This is a genomic window from Brucella sp. (genome assembly GCF_032066345.1).
Classification (GTDB): domain Bacteria; phylum Pseudomonadota; class Alphaproteobacteria; order Rhizobiales; family Rhizobiaceae; genus Brucella; species Brucella pseudogrignonensis.
This window is the reverse complement of record NZ_DAMBKZ010000025.1, coordinates 46,187-63,731: the sequence shown is the minus strand read 5'-3', so window position 1 is coordinate 63,731 and position 17,545 is coordinate 46,187. Positions and strand designations below refer to the sequence as shown.

Sequence of the window (17,545 nt, the reverse complement as noted above, 5' to 3'; positions counted from 1 at the left end):
AGGAGAACCGCATGGCCCTTCACTTCGAGCCGGAAGAATTCGCTGCACGTCGCGACCGTCTGATCTTGAAGATGGAGGAAGAGAAACTGGATGCTTTGCTGCTTTTCGCGCAGGAAAGCATGTATTGGCTGACCGGCTATGACACGTTCGGCTTTTGCTTTTTCCAGTGTCTCGTTGTCAAAGCCGACGGTACAAGCGTGTTGATGACACGCTCCGCCGATCTGAGACAAGCGCGCCATACCTCTAACATCGAGAATATCGTTGTCTGGACTGATCGCGACAATGCGAACCCGGCAATCGATCTGCGAAACATTCTCACTGAGCTTGATCTGCTCGGCACGCGCATCGGTATCGAATACCAAACCCACGGCCTCACCGGCGCCAATGCCCGCAAACTTGATGAGCAGTTGCAGAGCTTTGCCAAGCTCTATGATGCATCGGGCATGGTTGACAGTTTGCGCCTTCTCAAAAGCCCTGCTGAAATTGCTTTCGCCAAACGCGCAGCGGAACTCAGCGATGATGCGCTTGATGCTGCCCTGAAACTGGTCAAGGCTGGCGCGAGTGAAGCCGATATTCTCGCTGCGATGATGGCAGCTAATTTTGCAGGCGATGGCGACTATCCGGCCAATGAATATATTATCGGCTCTGGAGCCGATGCCCTGCTTTGCCGCTACAAAGCGGGACGACGCACACTTTCCGCCAATGACCAGCTCACGCTCGAATGGTCAGGCGTTTATCGTCATTACCATGCACCGATGATGCGCACGATCATCATTGGTCAGCCAAGGCCTGAACATCAAAAGCTTTATGACGCCGCACGCGAAGCGTTGGAAGCCGTTGAAGAAGCCATGACACCTGCTTCGACATTCGGCGATGTATTCGACGCGCATTCGCGCACGATGGAGGCGCATGGCCTTACCCGGCACAGGCTCAATGCCTGTGGTTATTCTGTGGGCGCACGCTTTACGCCATCATGGATGGACCCGCAGATGTTCTATTCGGGCAACCCTGAAAGCATCCAGCCTGATATGACGCTCTTTGCGCACATGATCATTATGGATTCCGACACGGAAACGGCGATGACACTGGGGCAAACATATCTCACCACAAATGGTGCAGCTCTGCCATTGTCCCGCCATTCTCTTGAGATCATTGCCAAGTAGCGCACAATCGGCGATAAATCCGACTGGCGCGGGAGTGGTCTGCGCTTTCAGGAGATGAAGCTGAACATGAATAAGGCACATCTTTCCGTGATGCTGTTGCTTGCTGGACTGCTTGCCGCCTGCAATAGCACTGAATCTGCATTGAACGTGCAGGGCGCCAATCAGCAATCCGGACAAACCACAACGCCACCTACGGGCCAAACGACTGACCCGGCAGCGACGCCTGCTGCCACAACGCCCGCACAGACAACAACGCCGACAGCACCACAGCGTTCAGCATCGCTGAAGCCGGGCAAGCTTTATATTGCTCCCATCATCGGTGCGCCGGTTAATGTGGTCACTCCCCTCACCCACCGCATCAATGACGATGCGCGTGCAAAGGGCGTAGAGCTTTCAGGCAACAATGGCGCCGATGCAGCCTACGTCATGAAGGGCTATTTCTCGGTCCTGTCCGAAGATAATCAGACGACCGTACTCTATGTCTGGGACGTTATGGACGCCACCGGCAACCGCCTGCATCGCATTCAAGGACAGGAAAAAGTACCAGGTGCTGCGGCAGACTCATGGAGCATCGTCCCGCCTTCTGCCATGCAATCAATCGCCGACAAGACCATGCAGGAATATTCGACCTGGCTTGCGGCAAATCGCGCATGAGAAAGCACTTATGCGGCAAAAGACTGAAATCTTTTGCTGAATCATGGGTGAAGCCCTGTGGGAAAGCACTTTGCGGAGGCTTTTTACTGTAATTGTGGCCAGACAGGACTTGCAATGACGGTGACTCTTTGCAATAGGCCGCTCATTCGAGAAAACCTTGAAAGCTGCGGCACTTGACACCTTGTGAAAGAGTACGCGGCTTTAAAGTTTTTAAGAGTGGTATAGCGTAACCGAACTTGCTTCGGCTCACGTTCACATAAGAGATTACGTCCGTTTCACGGACTTTTTGCGACAGAACGAAACTGCTCCGGCTTCAGAGGCAAAAAGAATGAAACTTTTCGCAGGCAACTCCAACCGGGTTCTTGCCGAATCCGTTGCTCAATATCTCAACATCCCGCTCGGTAAGGCCAGTGTTCGCCGTTTCGCCGATCAGGAAATCTTCGTAGAGATTCAGGAAAACGTGCGCGGCGAAGACGTATTCGTTCTGCAATCGACCTCCTATCCGGCAAACGACAATCTGATGGAACTGCTGATCATGATCGACGCGTTTCGTCGTTCGTCAGCACGCCGCATCACTGCCGTTCTCCCTTATTTCGGCTATGCTCGTCAGGATCGTAAGCCAGGCCCACGCACGCCGATCTCGGCAAAGCTGGTTGCCAACCTCATCACCGAAGCCGGTGCAAACCGCGTGTTGACGCTTGATCTTCATGCAGGTCAGATTCAGGGCTTCTTCGATATTCCGACCGACAATCTCTATGCTGTTCCGGTCATTGCGCGCGATGTGAAGGCAAATTACCCGACCGGCAATTGCATGGTCGTTTCGCCAGACGTTGGCGGTGTGGTTCGTGCTCGTTCGCTCGCAAAGCGTATCGATGCTCAGCTCGCAATCGTTGATAAGCGTCGTGAACGTCCGGGTGAATCGGAAGTCATGAACGTCATTGGTGACGTCAGCGGCAAAGACTGCCTGCTGTTCGACGATATCGTCGATTCCGGCGGCACGCTCTGCAATGCGGCCGAAGCACTGCTTGCCAAGGGCGCGAAAAGCGTCACCGCTTACATCACACACGGCGTTCTGTCGGGTGGCGCTGTTGCCCGTATCGCTTCTTCAAAGCTGAAAGAGTTGGTCATTACCGACTCGATCCAGCCAACAACCGCCATCAACGACGCTCCAAATATCCGCGTTCTATCGATCTCCAGCCTGATTGGTGAAGCGATTGCGCGCACCGCCGCTGAAGAGTCGGTTTCAAGCCTGTTCGATTAATTTAATTACAATGCCCAGACATGCCGCAAGCAATAGCACGAGCGGCATGTTGAGCCTCAGAACGATAAGCAATAATGCCGCCGCGCCTGCGATCAGGACGGCGGCATTGTCTATTGTGCTCCACACTGGCGTTGGCAGCGTGAAGGCACCGAGCGGCATTTCCCGAACCTGTGCAAACAAGACGTGCAGCGAGAACCAGAGCGCCAGATTGGCAATCACGCCGACCACCGCCGCCGTGATCCCGCCAAGCATGGCGGACAGCCAGCGCAGCTGACGCAGGCGCTCCACAAAAGGCGCACCAGCCAATATCCAGAGAAAGCACGGCACGAAGGTAAACCAGAGGGCGATTAACCCGCCCACAAGCCCGCCGACCAGTGGCGGCAGACCAGATAGATTGGCTGCACCCACAAAGCCAACAAAGACCAATACTAATATCAGCGGCCCCGGTGTGGTTTCGGCCAGTCCCAGCCCCGTCAGCATTTCACCGGGTTTCATCCAGCCGAAATGTTCGACAGCCTGCTGCGCTGTATAGGACAGCGCTGCATAGGCTCCGCCAAAAGTGACGGCTGCCAGCTTTGAAAAGAACGCGGCCTCAGCTGTGAACACATGCTGCCCGCCAAAGATTAGATACAGCGAAATGAGTGGCCCCAGCCACAGGCCACCCCAGATCAGGGTTTGCAGCGAAAACTCACGAAATGCATGGGGAGCTGCGTGTGTAACAGCAGTTGCCACACCACCGCCTTGCAGCAAATGACGCAAACCGCCAGCTGCAGCTGCAAACAGCACGACAATCGGAAACGGCAGCTTCAGAAGCCCAATCGCAACGAAAGCTGCAATCGCTATCAGATAAGAAAAGCCGGAAGCCAGTGTGCGCTTGGCCATCCGGTAAAGCGCTTCAAACACCACGGCTAACACTGCCGCCTTGAGGCCGAACAACAGACCAGCAACAATATCGACATGTCCAAAGGCAACATAAAGCGCCGACAGAGCCAGCATCACGCTCGCACCGGGCAAAACAAACAAAAGCCCTGCCAGCAACCCGCCGCGCCAGCCTTTGACAGCCCAGCCCGCATAGGTCGCAAGCTGCATGGCTTCAGGTCCCGGCAGCAACATACAGAAATTAAGGGCGTGGATCAGCCGTTCCTGATCCATCCAGCGCTTTTCATCAACAAGGATGCGCTGCAACATGGCAATCTGCGCAGCTGGCCCGCCAAACGACAGCAGCCCGACCTTGCCAAAAGTAACAAACAGTTCTCGGAAATCAGGCTGCGGCGCTGTCGTCATTCTTGCTCTCTGTAAAATCCTCCCAGCAGTCACCGAGGATCATTACAGTTTCATGACAGTTTGCACAGAAGTGCTTTATTCAGCGGCAGTCGCTTCATCCGCCTGATCATCGGGAGCGTTTGGGTCGCCCGGTGCCGTCTCACATTCGAGATCCGGGAAGTTCACAATGCGCAAGCCTTTGAAATCATTGCGCACGACCAGCAATCCACGCTCTTCAAAATAGGTCAGCAAACGCCGGGCACGGCTTAGCGAATGGGTGCCGTAAGCACGCGCGAGTGCCGCATCCGATGGGCAGATCGCACCTGTTACCGCCGCCTGTGCGACAATCAGAAACACGCCTTGCACGTCATCTGTGAGGCTTTCAGACAGCGTCAATGCCTTTTGCCATGTCTCACCGGTGGCTACATCGCTCTCTATGCTTGCTTGCGCAACCGCAAGACGACGACGGAACGCAGGCAAAGCCAGTGGCTCACCCGGAACGCGGTGAATGCGGCAGCGCACAAGAAAATCCTGATAAAGCACCGCAACCGAACGGAAGGACGCTTCGGGATCATCAACGATCTCGCGCATCACCTTCTCAAGCAGACTGTCGCGCTCGGCTTCCACAATGCCGGGAAACAATGGCGCTTCAACGGGCTCTGCTTCCGGCTTTGGCTTTGCCACCTGCGCCAGAATTTCTGCCGTCGATGGTGGCGGAGGCGGTGGTGGCGTGCGGCGAACAACAGTCCGGATTTCTTCAGGCGCTGGCGTGAAGATCAGATCGCGCGCGTCTTCCGGTGCATCTGGCAACGGCATGAGTTTTGGTGACGACGAACGCGCAGAGGTTTCGACCTTGCCAATTTTGATCGGCAACGGGCGACGCGACAAAGCAGGTCCGAGCGCAATGAAATGGCCGCGTTGCAGATCGCGAAACTGTTCTGCCTGCTTACGCTCCATCCCGAGAAGATCGGAGGCACGCGCCATATCAATATCAAGGAAGGTACGGCCCATCAGGAAGTTCGATGCTTCGGCGGCGACATTCTTGGCAAGCTTTGCAAGGCGCTGCGTGGCAATCACACCGGCAAGACCACGTTTACGGCCACGGCACATCAGGTTCGTCATAGCACCAAGCGAGAGCTTACGCGCTTCATCTGATACTTCGCCTGCAGCGGCGGGCGCAAAGAGCTGAGCTTCGTCAACCACAACCAGCATCGGATACCAGTAATCACGTTCTGCATCAAACAGTCCGCCGAGGAAGGCGGCTGCCGCACGCATCTGCTGCTCGACATCCAGACCTTCGAGATTGAGCACGACCGACACGCGATGCTGGCGAATGCGGCTCGCAATGCGAGTGAGTTCTGCTTCCGAGCGGGCAGCATCGACAACCACATGGCCGTAAAGATCGGCAAGCGTTACGAAATCGCCTTCAGGATCGATGATGCACTGCTGCACCCATTGCGCGCTCTGCTCTAGCAGGCGGCGCAGCAGATGCGACTTGCCGGAGCCGGAATTACCCTGCACCAGAAGACGTGTTGCGAGAAGCTCTTCAAGATCAAGCATGGCCTGTTTGCCACCACCAAGCGCCGCTGCCGAGGCAGAGCCGCTTCCAGCAACAGAACCCATGTCGATACCGACCTGCATCTCGTTTCCTTTATTTCATAAATGATATAACGACTCGCAATACAAAGGCGGTCGATCAGCGATGCGCTTAACATTTTTGACGTGGCCATTGCCACCCGTTAAGACAAAAGCCCACAGAAGCTGTGTTTCACAGGCAAAAAACTTGCACATGGAATGCCTATGGTCTATAGGCCTGCCATCCGCGTAGACACCCTTGGAGGCAACGCGGAATGGAGCGGTCCGGTCTTTCACTCTGTGAGGGGCATTTCGGGCTGTTTCATGTCGTTCGCTGGAGCATGAAAGTGCTCGATTAAAACTGCGATCGACACTCCAGTAACTTTGAAAGGTAATGCCATGAGCGATACTTACGTGCTCAAGGCCGATCTGCGCAGCCGGGTTGGTAAGGGGTCCTCCCGCGAACTTCGCCGCAACGGCCTGATTCCTGCAGTCATCTATGGCGACAAGCAGGAGCCAATCTCGATTGCTGTTTCCTATAAGGAAATCTTCTACAAGATCCACGGCGGCGGCTTCAAAACCACTGTTGCTACGATCGAAGTAGACGGCAAGAAGATCCAGGTTCTCCCTAAGGACTACCAGCTGGATCCAGTTCGCGACTTCCCACAGCACGTTGACTTCCTCCGCGTTTCCGCGAAGTCGGTTGTTCACGTCAACGTTCCAGTTCACTTCAAGAACGAAGAAGCAGCACCGGGCATCAAGCGCGGCGGCGTTCTCAACATCGTTCGTCACGACGTTGAACTGATCGTTCCAGCGAACGCGATTCCAGAAGCTCTCGAATTCGACCTCACCGGTCTCGAAATCGGCGATTCGGTTCACATTTCGGCTATCAAGCTGCCGAAGGGTGCAACTGCTGCTATTCAGGACCGTGACTTCACGATCGCCACCATTGCTGCACCTGCCGGCCTCAAGTCGGAAGAAAATGCAGAAGGCGAAGCAGAAGCCAACGAAAGCGAATAATCGCTTTATGCATTATAGGGGCTCTGAACCATGCTGCTCATCGCAGGACTTGGCAATCCCGGCCCCCAATATGCGCATAACCGACACAATATCGGTTTCATGGCGGTGGATGAAATATTCCGCCGCCATAGATTTTCTAACTGGCAGAAGAAGTTCAAGGCCGAGATCGCCGATGGCGTGATTGATGGCGAAAAAGTGCTTCTCATCAAGCCAATGACTTTCATGAACCTTTCCGGCCAGTCGATTGGCGAAGCCATGCGCTTCTACAAGCTGACCCCTGCCGATCTCGTCGTGATCTATGACGAGCTTGACCTTGCGCCTGCAAAGCTGCGCATTAAGACGGGTGGCGGTTCCGGTGGTCATAATGGCATCAAATCCATAGACGCCCATGTGCAGGCTTTCCCCGGCGGCAAAGACTATCGTCGTATGCGCCTTGGCATCGGCCATCCGGGCGCAAAAGAGCTGGTTCACAACCACGTTCTGGGCGACTTCGCCAAAGTCGATAATGAATGGCTGGATAAGCTGTTTGGCGCCATCTCGGACAATATTGGCCTGCTGGCCAAAAAAGAAGACAATGACTTCATGAACAGCGTGGCAGTCGTCATGGGGGATGGCAATCAGCGTCCCAATGGCTTCAAAGCTGACCCTGAACAGGCAGCCAAAGCTCCACCAAAAGCACAGAGCCACATTCGGCAGGCGCGCCAGAGCGGAGCCAAGCCGAACATTCCGGCAAGTGGCCCGATGGCTGAAATGCTGAAAAAGCTGCTTGGCAAGAAGGACTAAACTATGAGCGATGTCGTTTATATGTTTGCCATGAGCCTTGATGGCTTCATCGCCAATGATGATGGCAGCTTTGACTGGCTGGAACAGTTTCCGCCGGATGACGGCTTCGGCTTCGATGAGTTCATGGCTGGCATCACCGGCATCGTCATGGGACGTGACACTTTTGATGTGGTTCGTTCTATTCCGGAATGGCCTTATGGCTCACTGCCAGTCGTTGTTGCAACGCATCAGAAATTCGACAATCTGCCAGCAAGTACCGCCACTATGGCTGGTACGCCAGATGAACTTCTCGCGAAGTTGAAAGCCATGGGAGCGGATGGCCGCATATGGCTCATGGGCGGCGGTGATCTGGCGCGGCAATTTCTTGATGCTGGCCTGCTTGACATCATCGATATAGGAACTATTCCGGTCATTCTGGGAAGCGGCAAGCCGGCTTTCAAAAAATCATCACGCCACTGGCTGGATCTGCAATCCGCCAAGGCGCTTCATAATGGCGCCGTGCGCTCAATTTACCGCGTAAAGCGATAAAGGACGAATATCATGGGTTTCAAATGCGGCATCGTCGGTCTGCCTAATGTTGGCAAGTCCACGCTTTTTAACGCGCTGACCAAGACTGCGGCAGCACAGGCTGCAAACTATCCGTTCTGCACCATTGAGCCAAATACCGGCGAAGTGGCAGTTCCCGATCCGCGCCAGAATGGCATTGCGAAGATTGCAGGTTCCAAGGAAATCATCCCGACCCGCATCAACTTCGTTGATATTGCAGGTCTGGTGCGCGGCGCATCCAAGGGTGAGGGTCTGGGCAACCAGTTCCTCGCCAACATCCGTGAAGTCGATGCGATCGTGCATGTTCTTCGTTGCTTTGAAGACGACGACATCACCCATGTTGAAGGCCGTATCGATCCCGTGTCGGACGCTGAAACTGTTGAAACGGAGCTGATGCTGTCGGATCTCGAAAGCATCGAGCGCCGTATCGTTCAAATCCGCAAGCGCGCTTCGTCCAAGGACAAGGAAGCAACGACTGTTCTGCCAGTGATGGAACAGGCACTTGAGCTGCTGCAGAACGGCAAGCCGGTGCGCCTGATGCTGAAAGACATTGCACCAGATGATCTGCTGATCCTCAAGGGTCTTAATCTGCTCACCTCCAAGCCTGTGCTTTATGTCTGCAACGTCGCTGAAAGCGATGCTGCCAAGGGCAATGAGTATAGTGCTGCTGTTGCAAAGATGGCTGCTGAACAGGGTGCTGAAAGCGTTATCATTTCTGCTGCGATTGAAGCTGAAGTTGCACAGCTTGCTGACGAAGAAGCCAAGGAATATCTCGACGCCATGGGCTTAGAGGAACCGGGTCTCGACCGTCTTATTCGTGCAGGCTACAAGCTGCTCGACCTCATCACCTATTTCACCGCTGGCCCCAAGGAAACCCGCGCATGGACTATCCGTCGCGGAACCAAAGCTCCGGGTGCTGCTGGCGTCATCCATACGGATTTTGAGCGCGGCTTCATTCGTGCACAGACCATCGCCTATGAGGACTACATCAAGTTCAATGGTGAAGTCGGCGCCAAGGAAGCAGGCAAAGCGCGGGACGAAGGCAAGGAATACATCGTCCATGACGGCGATGTGATGCTGTTCCGCTTCAATACCTGATAAAACAAAGGCCGCTACAAAATAGCGGCCTTTTTGCTTATTCGGGAGGAGACCGGATTGACTGATAAGACGCTTCGATATGCTTATGAAGATTTCACGCAAGGACTGAAGCTTCCCTTCGGACCACGCACCATTAGCAAAGAAGAGATCATCGAATTCGCCCGAGAGTTCGACCCTCAGCCCTTCCACCTTGATGAAGAAGCCGGCAAGGCAAGCGTTCTTGGAGGCCTGGCTGCTTCGGGCTGGCACACAGTGTCGCTTTTCATGCGCATGGTCTGGGATGCCTATCTTAAAGATTCGACCTCGCAGGGCAGCCCCGGCATAGAATTCAACCGCTGGAAACGGCCTGTTCTTGCGGGCGACACATTAAGCGGTTTCTCAACCGTCCTTGATCGCCGCCGTTCTAAATCCATGCCGCATGTGGGATTCCTCACGGTCTATAATGAGATCGTCAATCAGCGTGGCGAGGTCGTTTGCGAGTTACAGCACACTGCCATGGTCGGCCTTCGCAATCCTGAGCGCGAAGGAGACGAAGCATGAGCTTTATTGAAGAGCATCTTGGTGAAGAGCTGACCATCGGCAGCTATACATTCACCGCAGAAGAAATCATCCACTTCGCTTCAAAATTCGACCCGCAGCCGTTTCATCTGGATGCGGAAGCAGCCAAGAAAAGCGTGCTGGGCGGCCTCTGTGCGTCGGGTTGGCATACCACAGCAGTCTTCATGAAGCTGAACGTGGCATCCATTGTTGAGGCAACAAAAGATGCAATGAAGCGCGGCGAAGTTCCGCCGACATTTGGCCCCTCACCCGGCTTTGAAAACCTCAAATGGATGCGCCCGGTCTATGCAGGCGACACGATCACCTATAAGCGCACCGTCCATGCGGTCCGCCCTCTCAGCTCGCGTCCCGGCTGGTCGATGCTGAGTATGAGCACCAGTGCTTATAACCAAAACGGCGAAAAGGTTTTGTCTTTTGACAATGCCGCCATGGTAAAGCTGCCCGCTTAACGAAAAAGGCCCGGAAAACTCCGGGCCTTTTCTTCTGAGGGTGAGGTGAATCAATCACCTTCAAATTCGACAAGCGTGCGGACCGGAACACCGAGAGCTTCGAGCTTCTTGCGTCCGCCAAGGTCTGGCAGATCGATGATAAAGCAGGCCGCGACGATATTGGCACCCATCTGCAGAAGCAGCTTGGCTGCAGCTTCTGCAGTGCCACCAGTTGCAATCAGATCGTCAACGAGAATAATGCGTTCGCCCTTTTCGATGGCGTCGCGATGCATCTCCATTTCGTCGATGCCGTATTCAAGGCTGTAGGCAATGCGAACGGTATCGCGCGGCAACTTACCCTTCTTGCGGATCGGCACAAAGCCAGCCGAAAGCTGATGTGCAATCGCGCCGCCAAGAATGAAGCCGCGTGCTTCGATACCGGCAACCTTATCGACCTTGTTTCCGGCATAAGGATAAACCAGCTCATCCACCGCACGGCGAAATGCCTGTGCATCGCCCATAAGCGTGGTGACATCACGGAACTGAACACCGGGTTTTGGATAATCGGGAATGGTTCTGATCGCGTCCTTCAAAGTGGCTTTGAACCCGGATTCCATTTTCAGTCCTTTCGATGCGAATAAATCTAAGGTGCTTTTCTCATTTCAAAAGCACTTCTTTTTTCAGATTATCTTCAATCACGATATGGCCGCTACGCCAAGCTTATTCAAAGCCGTTCCCGATCATTCTCGACAGTGTATCCCGGAAATGGTGGCGCACTGATCAAAACCGCGAGGTCGCTGATATGATACGGGCAAAAGAAAAGGGCGCCTCGCAGCGCCCTTAACATTCAACGTTAATCAGAAGATCAGTGCTTTACATCAGACCAGATCGAACGCTTGGCAATGTAAACAAGGCCAGCGAATAGAATGAGGAAGATGATGACGCGGAAGCCAGTCTTCTTCCGATCTTCCAGATGCGGCTCTGCAGCCCACATCAAAAACGCAGAAACGTCACGCGCATACTGGTCTACCGTCTGTGGAGAACCATCGTCGTATGTCACCTGATCGTCACTGAGTGGCTTCGCCATGGCCAGCGACTTGCCCGCGATGAAATACGGATTGTAGTGCGTGCCTTCCGGTACATGCATACCTGCAGGCGGCTGTTCATCATAGCCGGTCAGCAGAGAGTGGATGTAATCCGGACCTGCTTCAGCATATTGCGTGAATATGTCAAAGATAAAGGTCGGGAAGCCACGCTCAACCGCACGCGCCTTCGCAATCAGCGAGAAGTCAGGCGGAGCTGCACCGTTGTTAGCTGCAGCCGCTGCATTCGCATTCGCAAATGGCGATGGGAAATGATCAGTCGGGATCGCCTTGCGGGTGAACATTTCACCGTCTGCATTCGGGCCATCCTGTACTTCATATTCCGCAGCAAAAGCCTTTACCTGCTCAGGCGAATAGCCAAGGTCTTCCAGCGTGCGGAAGGCCACCAGGTTCATCGAATGGCAAGCAGAGCAGACTTCCTTATAGACCTTGAGACCGCGCTGAAGCTGTCCCTTGTCATAAGTTCCGAATGGGCCAGAGAAGGTCCACTTTTCCTGCTTTGGATGGTGGATCGGAAAGTGTTCCGGCTCCCCCTCACCGCCACCGGCGGCAAAAGCACCACCCATCGTCACACCCAACGCAACCAGCGGAGCGATGCCGAAAGCAGCGAAACTCTTGAGGATGTTTTTCATTGATACGTCCTTCATCTCTCGCTGCTTCAGCCCTTGATTTCCACTGGGGCGATCTCGGCCTTGCCTTCATTCTTTTCCAGCACGGCCTCGGTAATCGAGTTCGGCAGACGCTTCGGCGTTTCGATCAAGCCAAGAACAGGCATGATGACGATGAAGAATGCGAAGTAGTAGAGCGTGCCAAACTGGGCCATCAGCGTGTAGACGCCTTCGGCCGGACGCGAACCCAACCAGCCAAGGAAGATGGCGTTGATGACAAACAGCCAGAAGAACAACTTGAACAACGGGCGGTAAACTGCCGAACGGACCTTCGATGTATCGAGCCAAGGCACGACAAAGAGGATCGCGATCGAACCGAACATGGTCAGAACGCCGCCAAGCTTTGAGTCAATCGGGCCGATATTGAAGGTGATTGCACGCAGCATCGCGTAGAACGGCAGGAAGTACCATTCAGGAACAATGTGAGCTGGCGTCTTCAGCGAGTCAGCCGGAATGTAGTTATCCGGATGGCCCAGGAAGTTTGGCATATAGAAGACGAAGTAAGCGAAGAAAATGAAGAACACGAGCGCGCCGAAAGCATCCTTGATGGTTGCATAAGGCGTGAACGGCAGCGTGTCTGTCTTCGACTTCACTTCAATCCCTGTCGGATTGGTCTGCCCGGTTACGTGCAAAGCCCATACGTGCAGGATAACAACGCCCACAATCATGAACGGCAGCAGGTAATGCAGCGAGAAGAAGCGGTTGAGCGTTGGATTATCAACGGCAAAGCCACCGAGCAGCAATTGCTGGATTGGCTCGCCGATTATCGGAAAGGCCGTAAAGAAGCCCGTGATAACCGTCGCACCCCAGAAGGACATCTGCCCCCAAGGAAGAACGTAACCCATGAAGGCAGTTGCCATCATGAGAAGGAAGATCACCACGCCGAGGATCCACAGCAGCTCGCGCGGTGCCTTGTAGGAACCGTAATAAAGACCACGAGCAATATGAAGATAAACTGCGATAAAGAAGAATGATGCACCGTTTGCGTGCATGTAACGCAGCAGCCAACCGGAGTTGACGTCACGCATAATCTTTTCAACAGAGTTGAATGCAATGCCCGTATCCGCAGCATAATGCATCGCCAGCACGATACCGGTGATGAGCTGCGCAATAAGCATAAAGCTTAGAATGCCACCAAAGGTGTACATATAGTTCAGGTTACGCGGCGTCGGATAGGCAACAAAGGAATCATAGACCAGGCGCGGCAAAGGAAGCCGTTCGTCGACCCATTTTTCGATGCCGGTCGAGGGCGTATATGTGGAGTGATTACCACTCATGTTTTCTCTCCCCAAGATCTGTCTTAGCCGATCCTGATGACCGTATCGGAAGCAAATGCGTATTCCGGAATGTGCATGTTTTCCGGCGCCGGACCGCTGCGGATACGACCCGCAGTGTCATAGGTCGAGCCATGGCACGGGCAGAACCAGCCGCCAAACGAACCAGACTCACCCAGTGGCACGCAACCAAGGTGGGTACAAACACCGATCATGATGATCCAGTTTTCCTTACCTTCACCAGCAGAACGCGCAACGTCGGTCGCCTGTGCGTCCGAAGCAAGATTGGCGTTACGGGCATTCGGATCTTTAAGATCGCCAAGCGCTGTTGTCTTTGCGTCTTCTATTTCCTTGGCCGTACGGTTACGGATGAAAACTGGCTTACCGCGCCATTTGACGGTGAGCGATGCGCCTTCTGCGAGAGAAGAAACATCAACCTCAATAGACGCTGCAGCAAGCGTCGAAGCGTCGGGGCGCATCTGGTCGATAAACGGCCATGCCAGTCCGCCGACACCGACGACACCGGCCATTCCCGTCGCAATATACAAAAAATCACGCCGTGTCGGCTCAGCCGTGTCGTGTGCGCTCACGTGCCAATTCCTTTTTAACCTGGATATCCAATTGAAATCTCCCCTCGTTCCCTTGCACTTAGGCAAAAGCAGTCCAGCCTTTCGCGTTCACGCAAAAAGCAGTTCTACAATTGCTTGCAGAACGAAATTCCCTCCATCTCAACATTCAGGTTTAGGCAGGTTGAAATGCCTTGTCCAGACGCCAACCCCATAGGACGGCACCATGTCGCAGGCTGATTTATTGGGATGTTTTAAAAGCGACAAAACAAACCAAGCCACTCAAATCTTACTTTGAGCGGCTTGGTGTGTGTCGTCTGAAAATGCCTGAAATTAGCTGTTTATACCGAGAAAACCGCCCGACTGGCGGGCCCAGAGGCCCGCATAGATTCCGCCTTGCGCAATCAATTCCTCATGGGTGCCTTCTTCGACAATCCGGCCCTTATCCATGACGATGAGGCGATCAAGAGCTGCGATAGTCGAAAGCCGGTGTGCAATTGCGATAACGGTCTTGCCTTCCATGAGCTGACGAAGATTCTCCTGGATCGAGGCTTCAACCTCTGAGTCGAGTGCCGAGGTTGCTTCATCCAGAATGAGGATCGGTGCGTCTTTCAGGATCGCACGCGCAATCGCGATACGCTGACGCTGACCGCCCGAAAGCTTGACGCCACGCTCACCAACAAAGGCATCGAAGGATTTCCGTCCATTGAAGTCTTCCAGCTTCGCGATGAATTCGTCTGCTTCGGCCTGTCGTGCAGCCTGCGCAAGCTCTTCATCCGTGGCATCGTCACGCGCCAGCATAATGTTGTCGCGCAGCGAACGGTGCAGCAGCGCTGTTTCCTGACTGACGACCGCAAAGGCGCGTCGCAGAGAGGATTGCGTCACATCGCGAACATCCTGACCATCGACAAGGATCGCGCCTTTCTCAACATCATAAAGACGCAGGATCAGATTGATGAGTGTCGACTTGCCCGCCCCTGAATGGCCAACAAGTCCGACCCGTTCGCCACCCCTGATGGAAAAGTTGATACCGTCGAGAACACCCGCCGCCTTACCATAATGAAACGTGACGTTTTGGATATCGATGCGGGCTTCGGTGATCTGTAATGGTTTTGCACCGCGCTTGTCTTCCAGACCCAATGGTTCGGAAACAAGCTTCATCGAATTTTCGATAAGCCCAAGCTGACGCAGCATACCATTCAGCTGCATCATCAGACGGCCAAGCAGCATATTAAGTCGCAACACCAGACCGAGCGTAAACGACACCTGCCCAACAGTGATGGCATCTTTGGTCCACAGGTCGATGGTAATTGCTGCCACAGTCACAATCATCAGACCTGACAAGGCGGTCATGGCAAGACGCACGCCGGTCAGTGAGCGCATAAACGGCAGGATTGCCCCGAGATAGCGCATAAAACCGTCGCGCATATAGCGCTCATCGTCATCGACGGTGTTGAGCTTGATGGTCTGGATATTGGAATAGCTATCAACGATACGGCCGTTGATCAGGGAGCCTGCTTCGGCGGAGGCTTCAGCATTCTTTCGAATGCGCGGCAAATAGTGCCGGGCAATCAGGCCGAAAGCCACGATCCATGCAATCACCGCGGCAGCCAGCCGCCAGTCGAGACGACCCACCAGAAACAGCGTCGTCACGCTATAGATCGCCATGAACCAGACGACCTGAATGAGACTTTCAATCAGATCACCTGCCGCCTGCCCCGCCTGCCAGACCTTGGTGGCAATGCGCCCGGCAAAATCATTCTGAAAGAATGCATAGGATTGCCGCTGGACATAGGAATTCGCCTGCCAGCGGATCATGTTGTAGAAACCGGGCGAAAGTGTCTGACCTTCAAGAAGGGTGTTTATGGCCGTGACGACAAAACGGATGACGAGAACCGTGATCCCCATGAACAGAAGTTCCGGACCCGCTGCCTGAAACAGTGCCGACCAGCTGCGCTCGACACCGCCCTTGCCTGCCTGATCGAGAATATCGACAAGCCTGCCCGTGAAATAAAACAGCCCCGCCTCCACGAGAGGCAAAAGACCGCCAACAGCCAGCGAGGCCGCAAGCGGCCATTTAGCCTGTCGCGCATAATGCCAGAGGAAGGCCAATGTTGTTGAAGGCGGTCTAAGCTTGTCCGGTTCGCGGAAGGGATTAACCCAACGCTCGAACAGGCTATAAACCGCTTTCATCAATTGCGTATTCCTTACTTTGCCATTTCCGCTTCGGTCTGCTCGTCAAAACCAAGGAACCCGCCCGACTGACGCGCCCATAGTCCGGCATAAATGCCGCCGAGCGCAACAAGTTCCTCATGCGTGCCATCTTCGACAATCTGTCCCTTGTCCATCACAACGAGGCGATCAAGGGCGGCGATAGTCGAAAGGCGATGGGCAATCGCAATAACGGTCTTGCCTTCCATCAGTGTGTTGAGACTGTCCTGAATAGCTGCCTCCACTTCCGAGTCGAGTGCAGAGGTTGCCTCATCCAGAATTAGGATCGGCGCATCCTTCAGCATCACGCGCGCAATCGCGATACGCTGGCGCTGGCCACCGGAAAGCTTCACACCACGCTCACCGACATGAGCATCCAATCCGCGTCGGCCCTTGGCATCAGTCAACAGAGGAATGAACTGGTCAGCCTGAGCGAGACGGATTGCCCGTTCGACCATTTCTTCTGTCGCATCCGGACGGCCATACATGATGTTCTCGCGCACCGAGCGATGCAGCAAAGACGTGTCCTGCGTAACCATGCCGATGCTTGCGCGAAGCGAATCCTGCGTGACCTTGGAAATATCCTGCCCATCAATCAGGATGCGGCCTTTTTCAAGATCGTAGAAGCGCAGCAGCAGATTGACGAGCGTGGATTTACCCGCACCGGAACGTCCGACGAGACCGATCTTCTGCCCGGCCTGAATGTCGAGCGACAGGCCTTCGATAACACCCTTGCCCTTGCCGTAGTGGAAACCGATCTTGTCGAAATCCAGCGCACCCTTGCTCACTTTCAGCACAGGCGCATTTGGCGTATCCACCACTTCATGAGCGCGCGAAATCGTCGTGATGCCGTCTTCCACTGTGCCGATATTTTCGAACAGTGCAGACATTTCCCACATGATCCACTGCGACATGCCATTAAGGCGCAGCACAAGGCCGATGCCGACAGCAACAGCACCCACGGAAATGGCTTCATTCATCCAGAGCTTGATGCCGATCGCACCCACAGCAAACAGCAGGATGCAGTTCGCCATATAAAGCGTGAAGTGGAACATCGTTATCAGACGCATCTGTCGATGCACCGTGACGAGGAAGCCATCGAGGCTTTCTTTCACATAAGACTCTTCACGGCTTGAATGCGAGAACAGCTTCACGGTCGCGATGTTGGTATAACTATCGACGATACGTCCGGTCATGGACGAACGCGCATCAGCCTGCTGTTCGGAAATCACCCTGAGACGCGGAATGAAGAAACGCAGCAGGATGATGTAGACGATCAGCCAGACCGCAAACGGGATCATCAGAACAATATCCGCCGAGGCCGCGATAAACAGCGTACCGGCAAAATAGACGATGACGTAGTTCAGCACGTCG

Annotated in this window: 17 protein-coding genes; 9 read left to right on the top strand and 8 right to left on the bottom strand. The window is 54.3% G+C overall.

Going from position 1 to position 17,545, the window contains the following annotated elements; genetic code table 11:
• Nucleotides 1–11: 11 nt before the first annotated feature.
• From RT142_RS21625 to RT142_RS21615, 3 genes are all read left to right on the top strand, one after another.
• Nucleotides 12–1,163 (top strand): Xaa-Pro peptidase family protein, encoded by a 1,152-nt coding sequence (locus tag RT142_RS21625; RefSeq protein WP_313031405.1) that lies wholly within the window; start codon nucleotides 12–14, stop codon nucleotides 1,161–1,163.
• A gap of 54 nt (nucleotides 1,164–1,217) precedes the next feature.
• Nucleotides 1,218–1,817: a hypothetical protein gene (locus tag RT142_RS21620; RefSeq protein WP_007875992.1), complete on the top strand. Its 600-nt coding sequence runs from the start codon at nucleotides 1,218–1,220 to the stop codon at nucleotides 1,815–1,817.
• 328 nt (nucleotides 1,818–2,145) lie between these two features.
• Nucleotides 2,146–3,078, top strand: a complete 933-nt coding sequence (locus tag RT142_RS21615; RefSeq protein WP_313031397.1) for a ribose-phosphate pyrophosphokinase — start codon at nucleotides 2,146–2,148, stop codon at nucleotides 3,076–3,078.
• Here RT142_RS21615 and chrA read toward each other — a convergent pair.
• Both chrA and RT142_RS21605 read right to left on the bottom strand, forming a co-directional pair.
• On the bottom strand, nucleotides 3,061–4,362 hold the full coding sequence (chrA, locus tag RT142_RS21610; RefSeq protein WP_112812540.1) for a chromate efflux transporter: 1,302 nt from the start codon (nucleotides 4,360–4,362) through the stop codon (nucleotides 3,061–3,063). The two genes, RT142_RS21615 and chrA, sit on opposite strands and share 18 nt — an antisense overlap.
• A gap of 75 nt (nucleotides 4,363–4,437) precedes the next feature.
• Nucleotides 4,438–5,982, bottom strand: a complete 1,545-nt coding sequence (locus tag RT142_RS21605) for an ATP-binding protein (protein ID WP_313031393.1) — start codon at nucleotides 5,980–5,982, stop codon at nucleotides 4,438–4,440.
• Nucleotides 5,983–6,315: 333 nt separating this feature from the next.
• On the opposite strand from RT142_RS21605, the gene RT142_RS21600 reads away from it, so the two are divergent.
• The 6 genes from RT142_RS21600 to RT142_RS21575 are packed head-to-tail and all read left to right on the top strand — an operon-like array spanning nucleotide 6,316 to nucleotide 10,370.
• Nucleotides 6,316–6,936 carry a 50S ribosomal protein L25/general stress protein Ctc gene (locus tag RT142_RS21600; protein WP_007876000.1) on the top strand — a complete coding sequence of 207 codons (621 nt, stop codon included), beginning with the start codon at nucleotides 6,316–6,318 and terminating at the stop codon, nucleotides 6,934–6,936.
• Nucleotides 6,937–6,966: 30 nt separating this feature from the next.
• On the top strand, nucleotides 6,967–7,719 hold the full coding sequence (pth, locus tag RT142_RS21595; RefSeq protein WP_313031391.1) for an aminoacyl-tRNA hydrolase: 753 nt from the start codon (nucleotides 6,967–6,969) through the stop codon (nucleotides 7,717–7,719).
• A gap of 3 nt (nucleotides 7,720–7,722) precedes the next feature.
• Nucleotides 7,723–8,247, top strand: coding sequence for a dihydrofolate reductase family protein (locus RT142_RS21590; RefSeq protein WP_007876003.1), 525 nt, complete (start codon nucleotides 7,723–7,725; stop codon nucleotides 8,245–8,247).
• A 12-nt stretch (nucleotides 8,248–8,259) separates the two neighbouring features.
• Nucleotides 8,260–9,363, top strand: coding sequence for a redox-regulated ATPase YchF (gene ychF / locus RT142_RS21585; RefSeq protein ID WP_113160067.1), 1,104 nt, complete (start codon nucleotides 8,260–8,262; stop codon nucleotides 9,361–9,363).
• A 57-nt stretch (nucleotides 9,364–9,420) separates the two neighbouring features.
• Nucleotides 9,421–9,903: a MaoC family dehydratase gene (locus tag RT142_RS21580; RefSeq protein WP_112805605.1), complete on the top strand. Its 483-nt coding sequence runs from the start codon at nucleotides 9,421–9,423 to the stop codon at nucleotides 9,901–9,903.
• On the top strand, nucleotides 9,900–10,370 hold the full coding sequence (locus tag RT142_RS21575; RefSeq protein WP_007876010.1) for a MaoC family dehydratase: 471 nt from the start codon (nucleotides 9,900–9,902) through the stop codon (nucleotides 10,368–10,370). Before RT142_RS21580 ends, RT142_RS21575 begins: the two co-directional genes overlap by 4 nt.
• Before the next feature lie 50 nt (nucleotides 10,371–10,420).
• On the opposite strand, the gene RT142_RS21570 is transcribed toward RT142_RS21575, so the two are convergent.
• The 6 genes from RT142_RS21570 to RT142_RS21545 all read right to left on the bottom strand — a co-directional run.
• Complete coding sequence (locus RT142_RS21570; protein WP_064320877.1) at nucleotides 10,421–10,966, bottom strand: adenine phosphoribosyltransferase; 546 nt, start codon at nucleotides 10,964–10,966, stop codon at nucleotides 10,421–10,423.
• A 248-nt stretch (nucleotides 10,967–11,214) separates the two neighbouring features.
• Nucleotides 11,215–12,084 (bottom strand): cytochrome c1, encoded by an 870-nt coding sequence (locus RT142_RS21565; RefSeq protein ID WP_313031385.1) that lies wholly within the window; start codon nucleotides 12,082–12,084, stop codon nucleotides 11,215–11,217.
• A gap of 26 nt (nucleotides 12,085–12,110) precedes the next feature.
• A complete protein-coding gene (locus RT142_RS21560; RefSeq protein ID WP_007876025.1) occupies nucleotides 12,111–13,397 on the bottom strand; it encodes a cytochrome b in 1,287 nt (428 codons plus the stop codon).
• A gap of 23 nt (nucleotides 13,398–13,420) precedes the next feature.
• On the bottom strand, nucleotides 13,421–13,984 hold the full coding sequence (gene petA, locus RT142_RS21555; protein ID WP_007876027.1) for a ubiquinol-cytochrome c reductase iron-sulfur subunit: 564 nt from the start codon (nucleotides 13,982–13,984) through the stop codon (nucleotides 13,421–13,423).
• Between the two features lie 309 nt (nucleotides 13,985–14,293).
• Nucleotides 14,294–16,153, bottom strand: coding sequence for an ABC transporter ATP-binding protein (locus RT142_RS21550; RefSeq protein ID WP_112812542.1), 1,860 nt, complete (start codon nucleotides 16,151–16,153; stop codon nucleotides 14,294–14,296).
• A gap of 14 nt (nucleotides 16,154–16,167) precedes the next feature.
• Nucleotides 16,168–17,545, bottom strand: a 1,378-nt coding sequence (locus RT142_RS21545; RefSeq protein WP_313031382.1) for an ABC transporter ATP-binding protein, incomplete at its 5' end; no start/stop codon positions are given.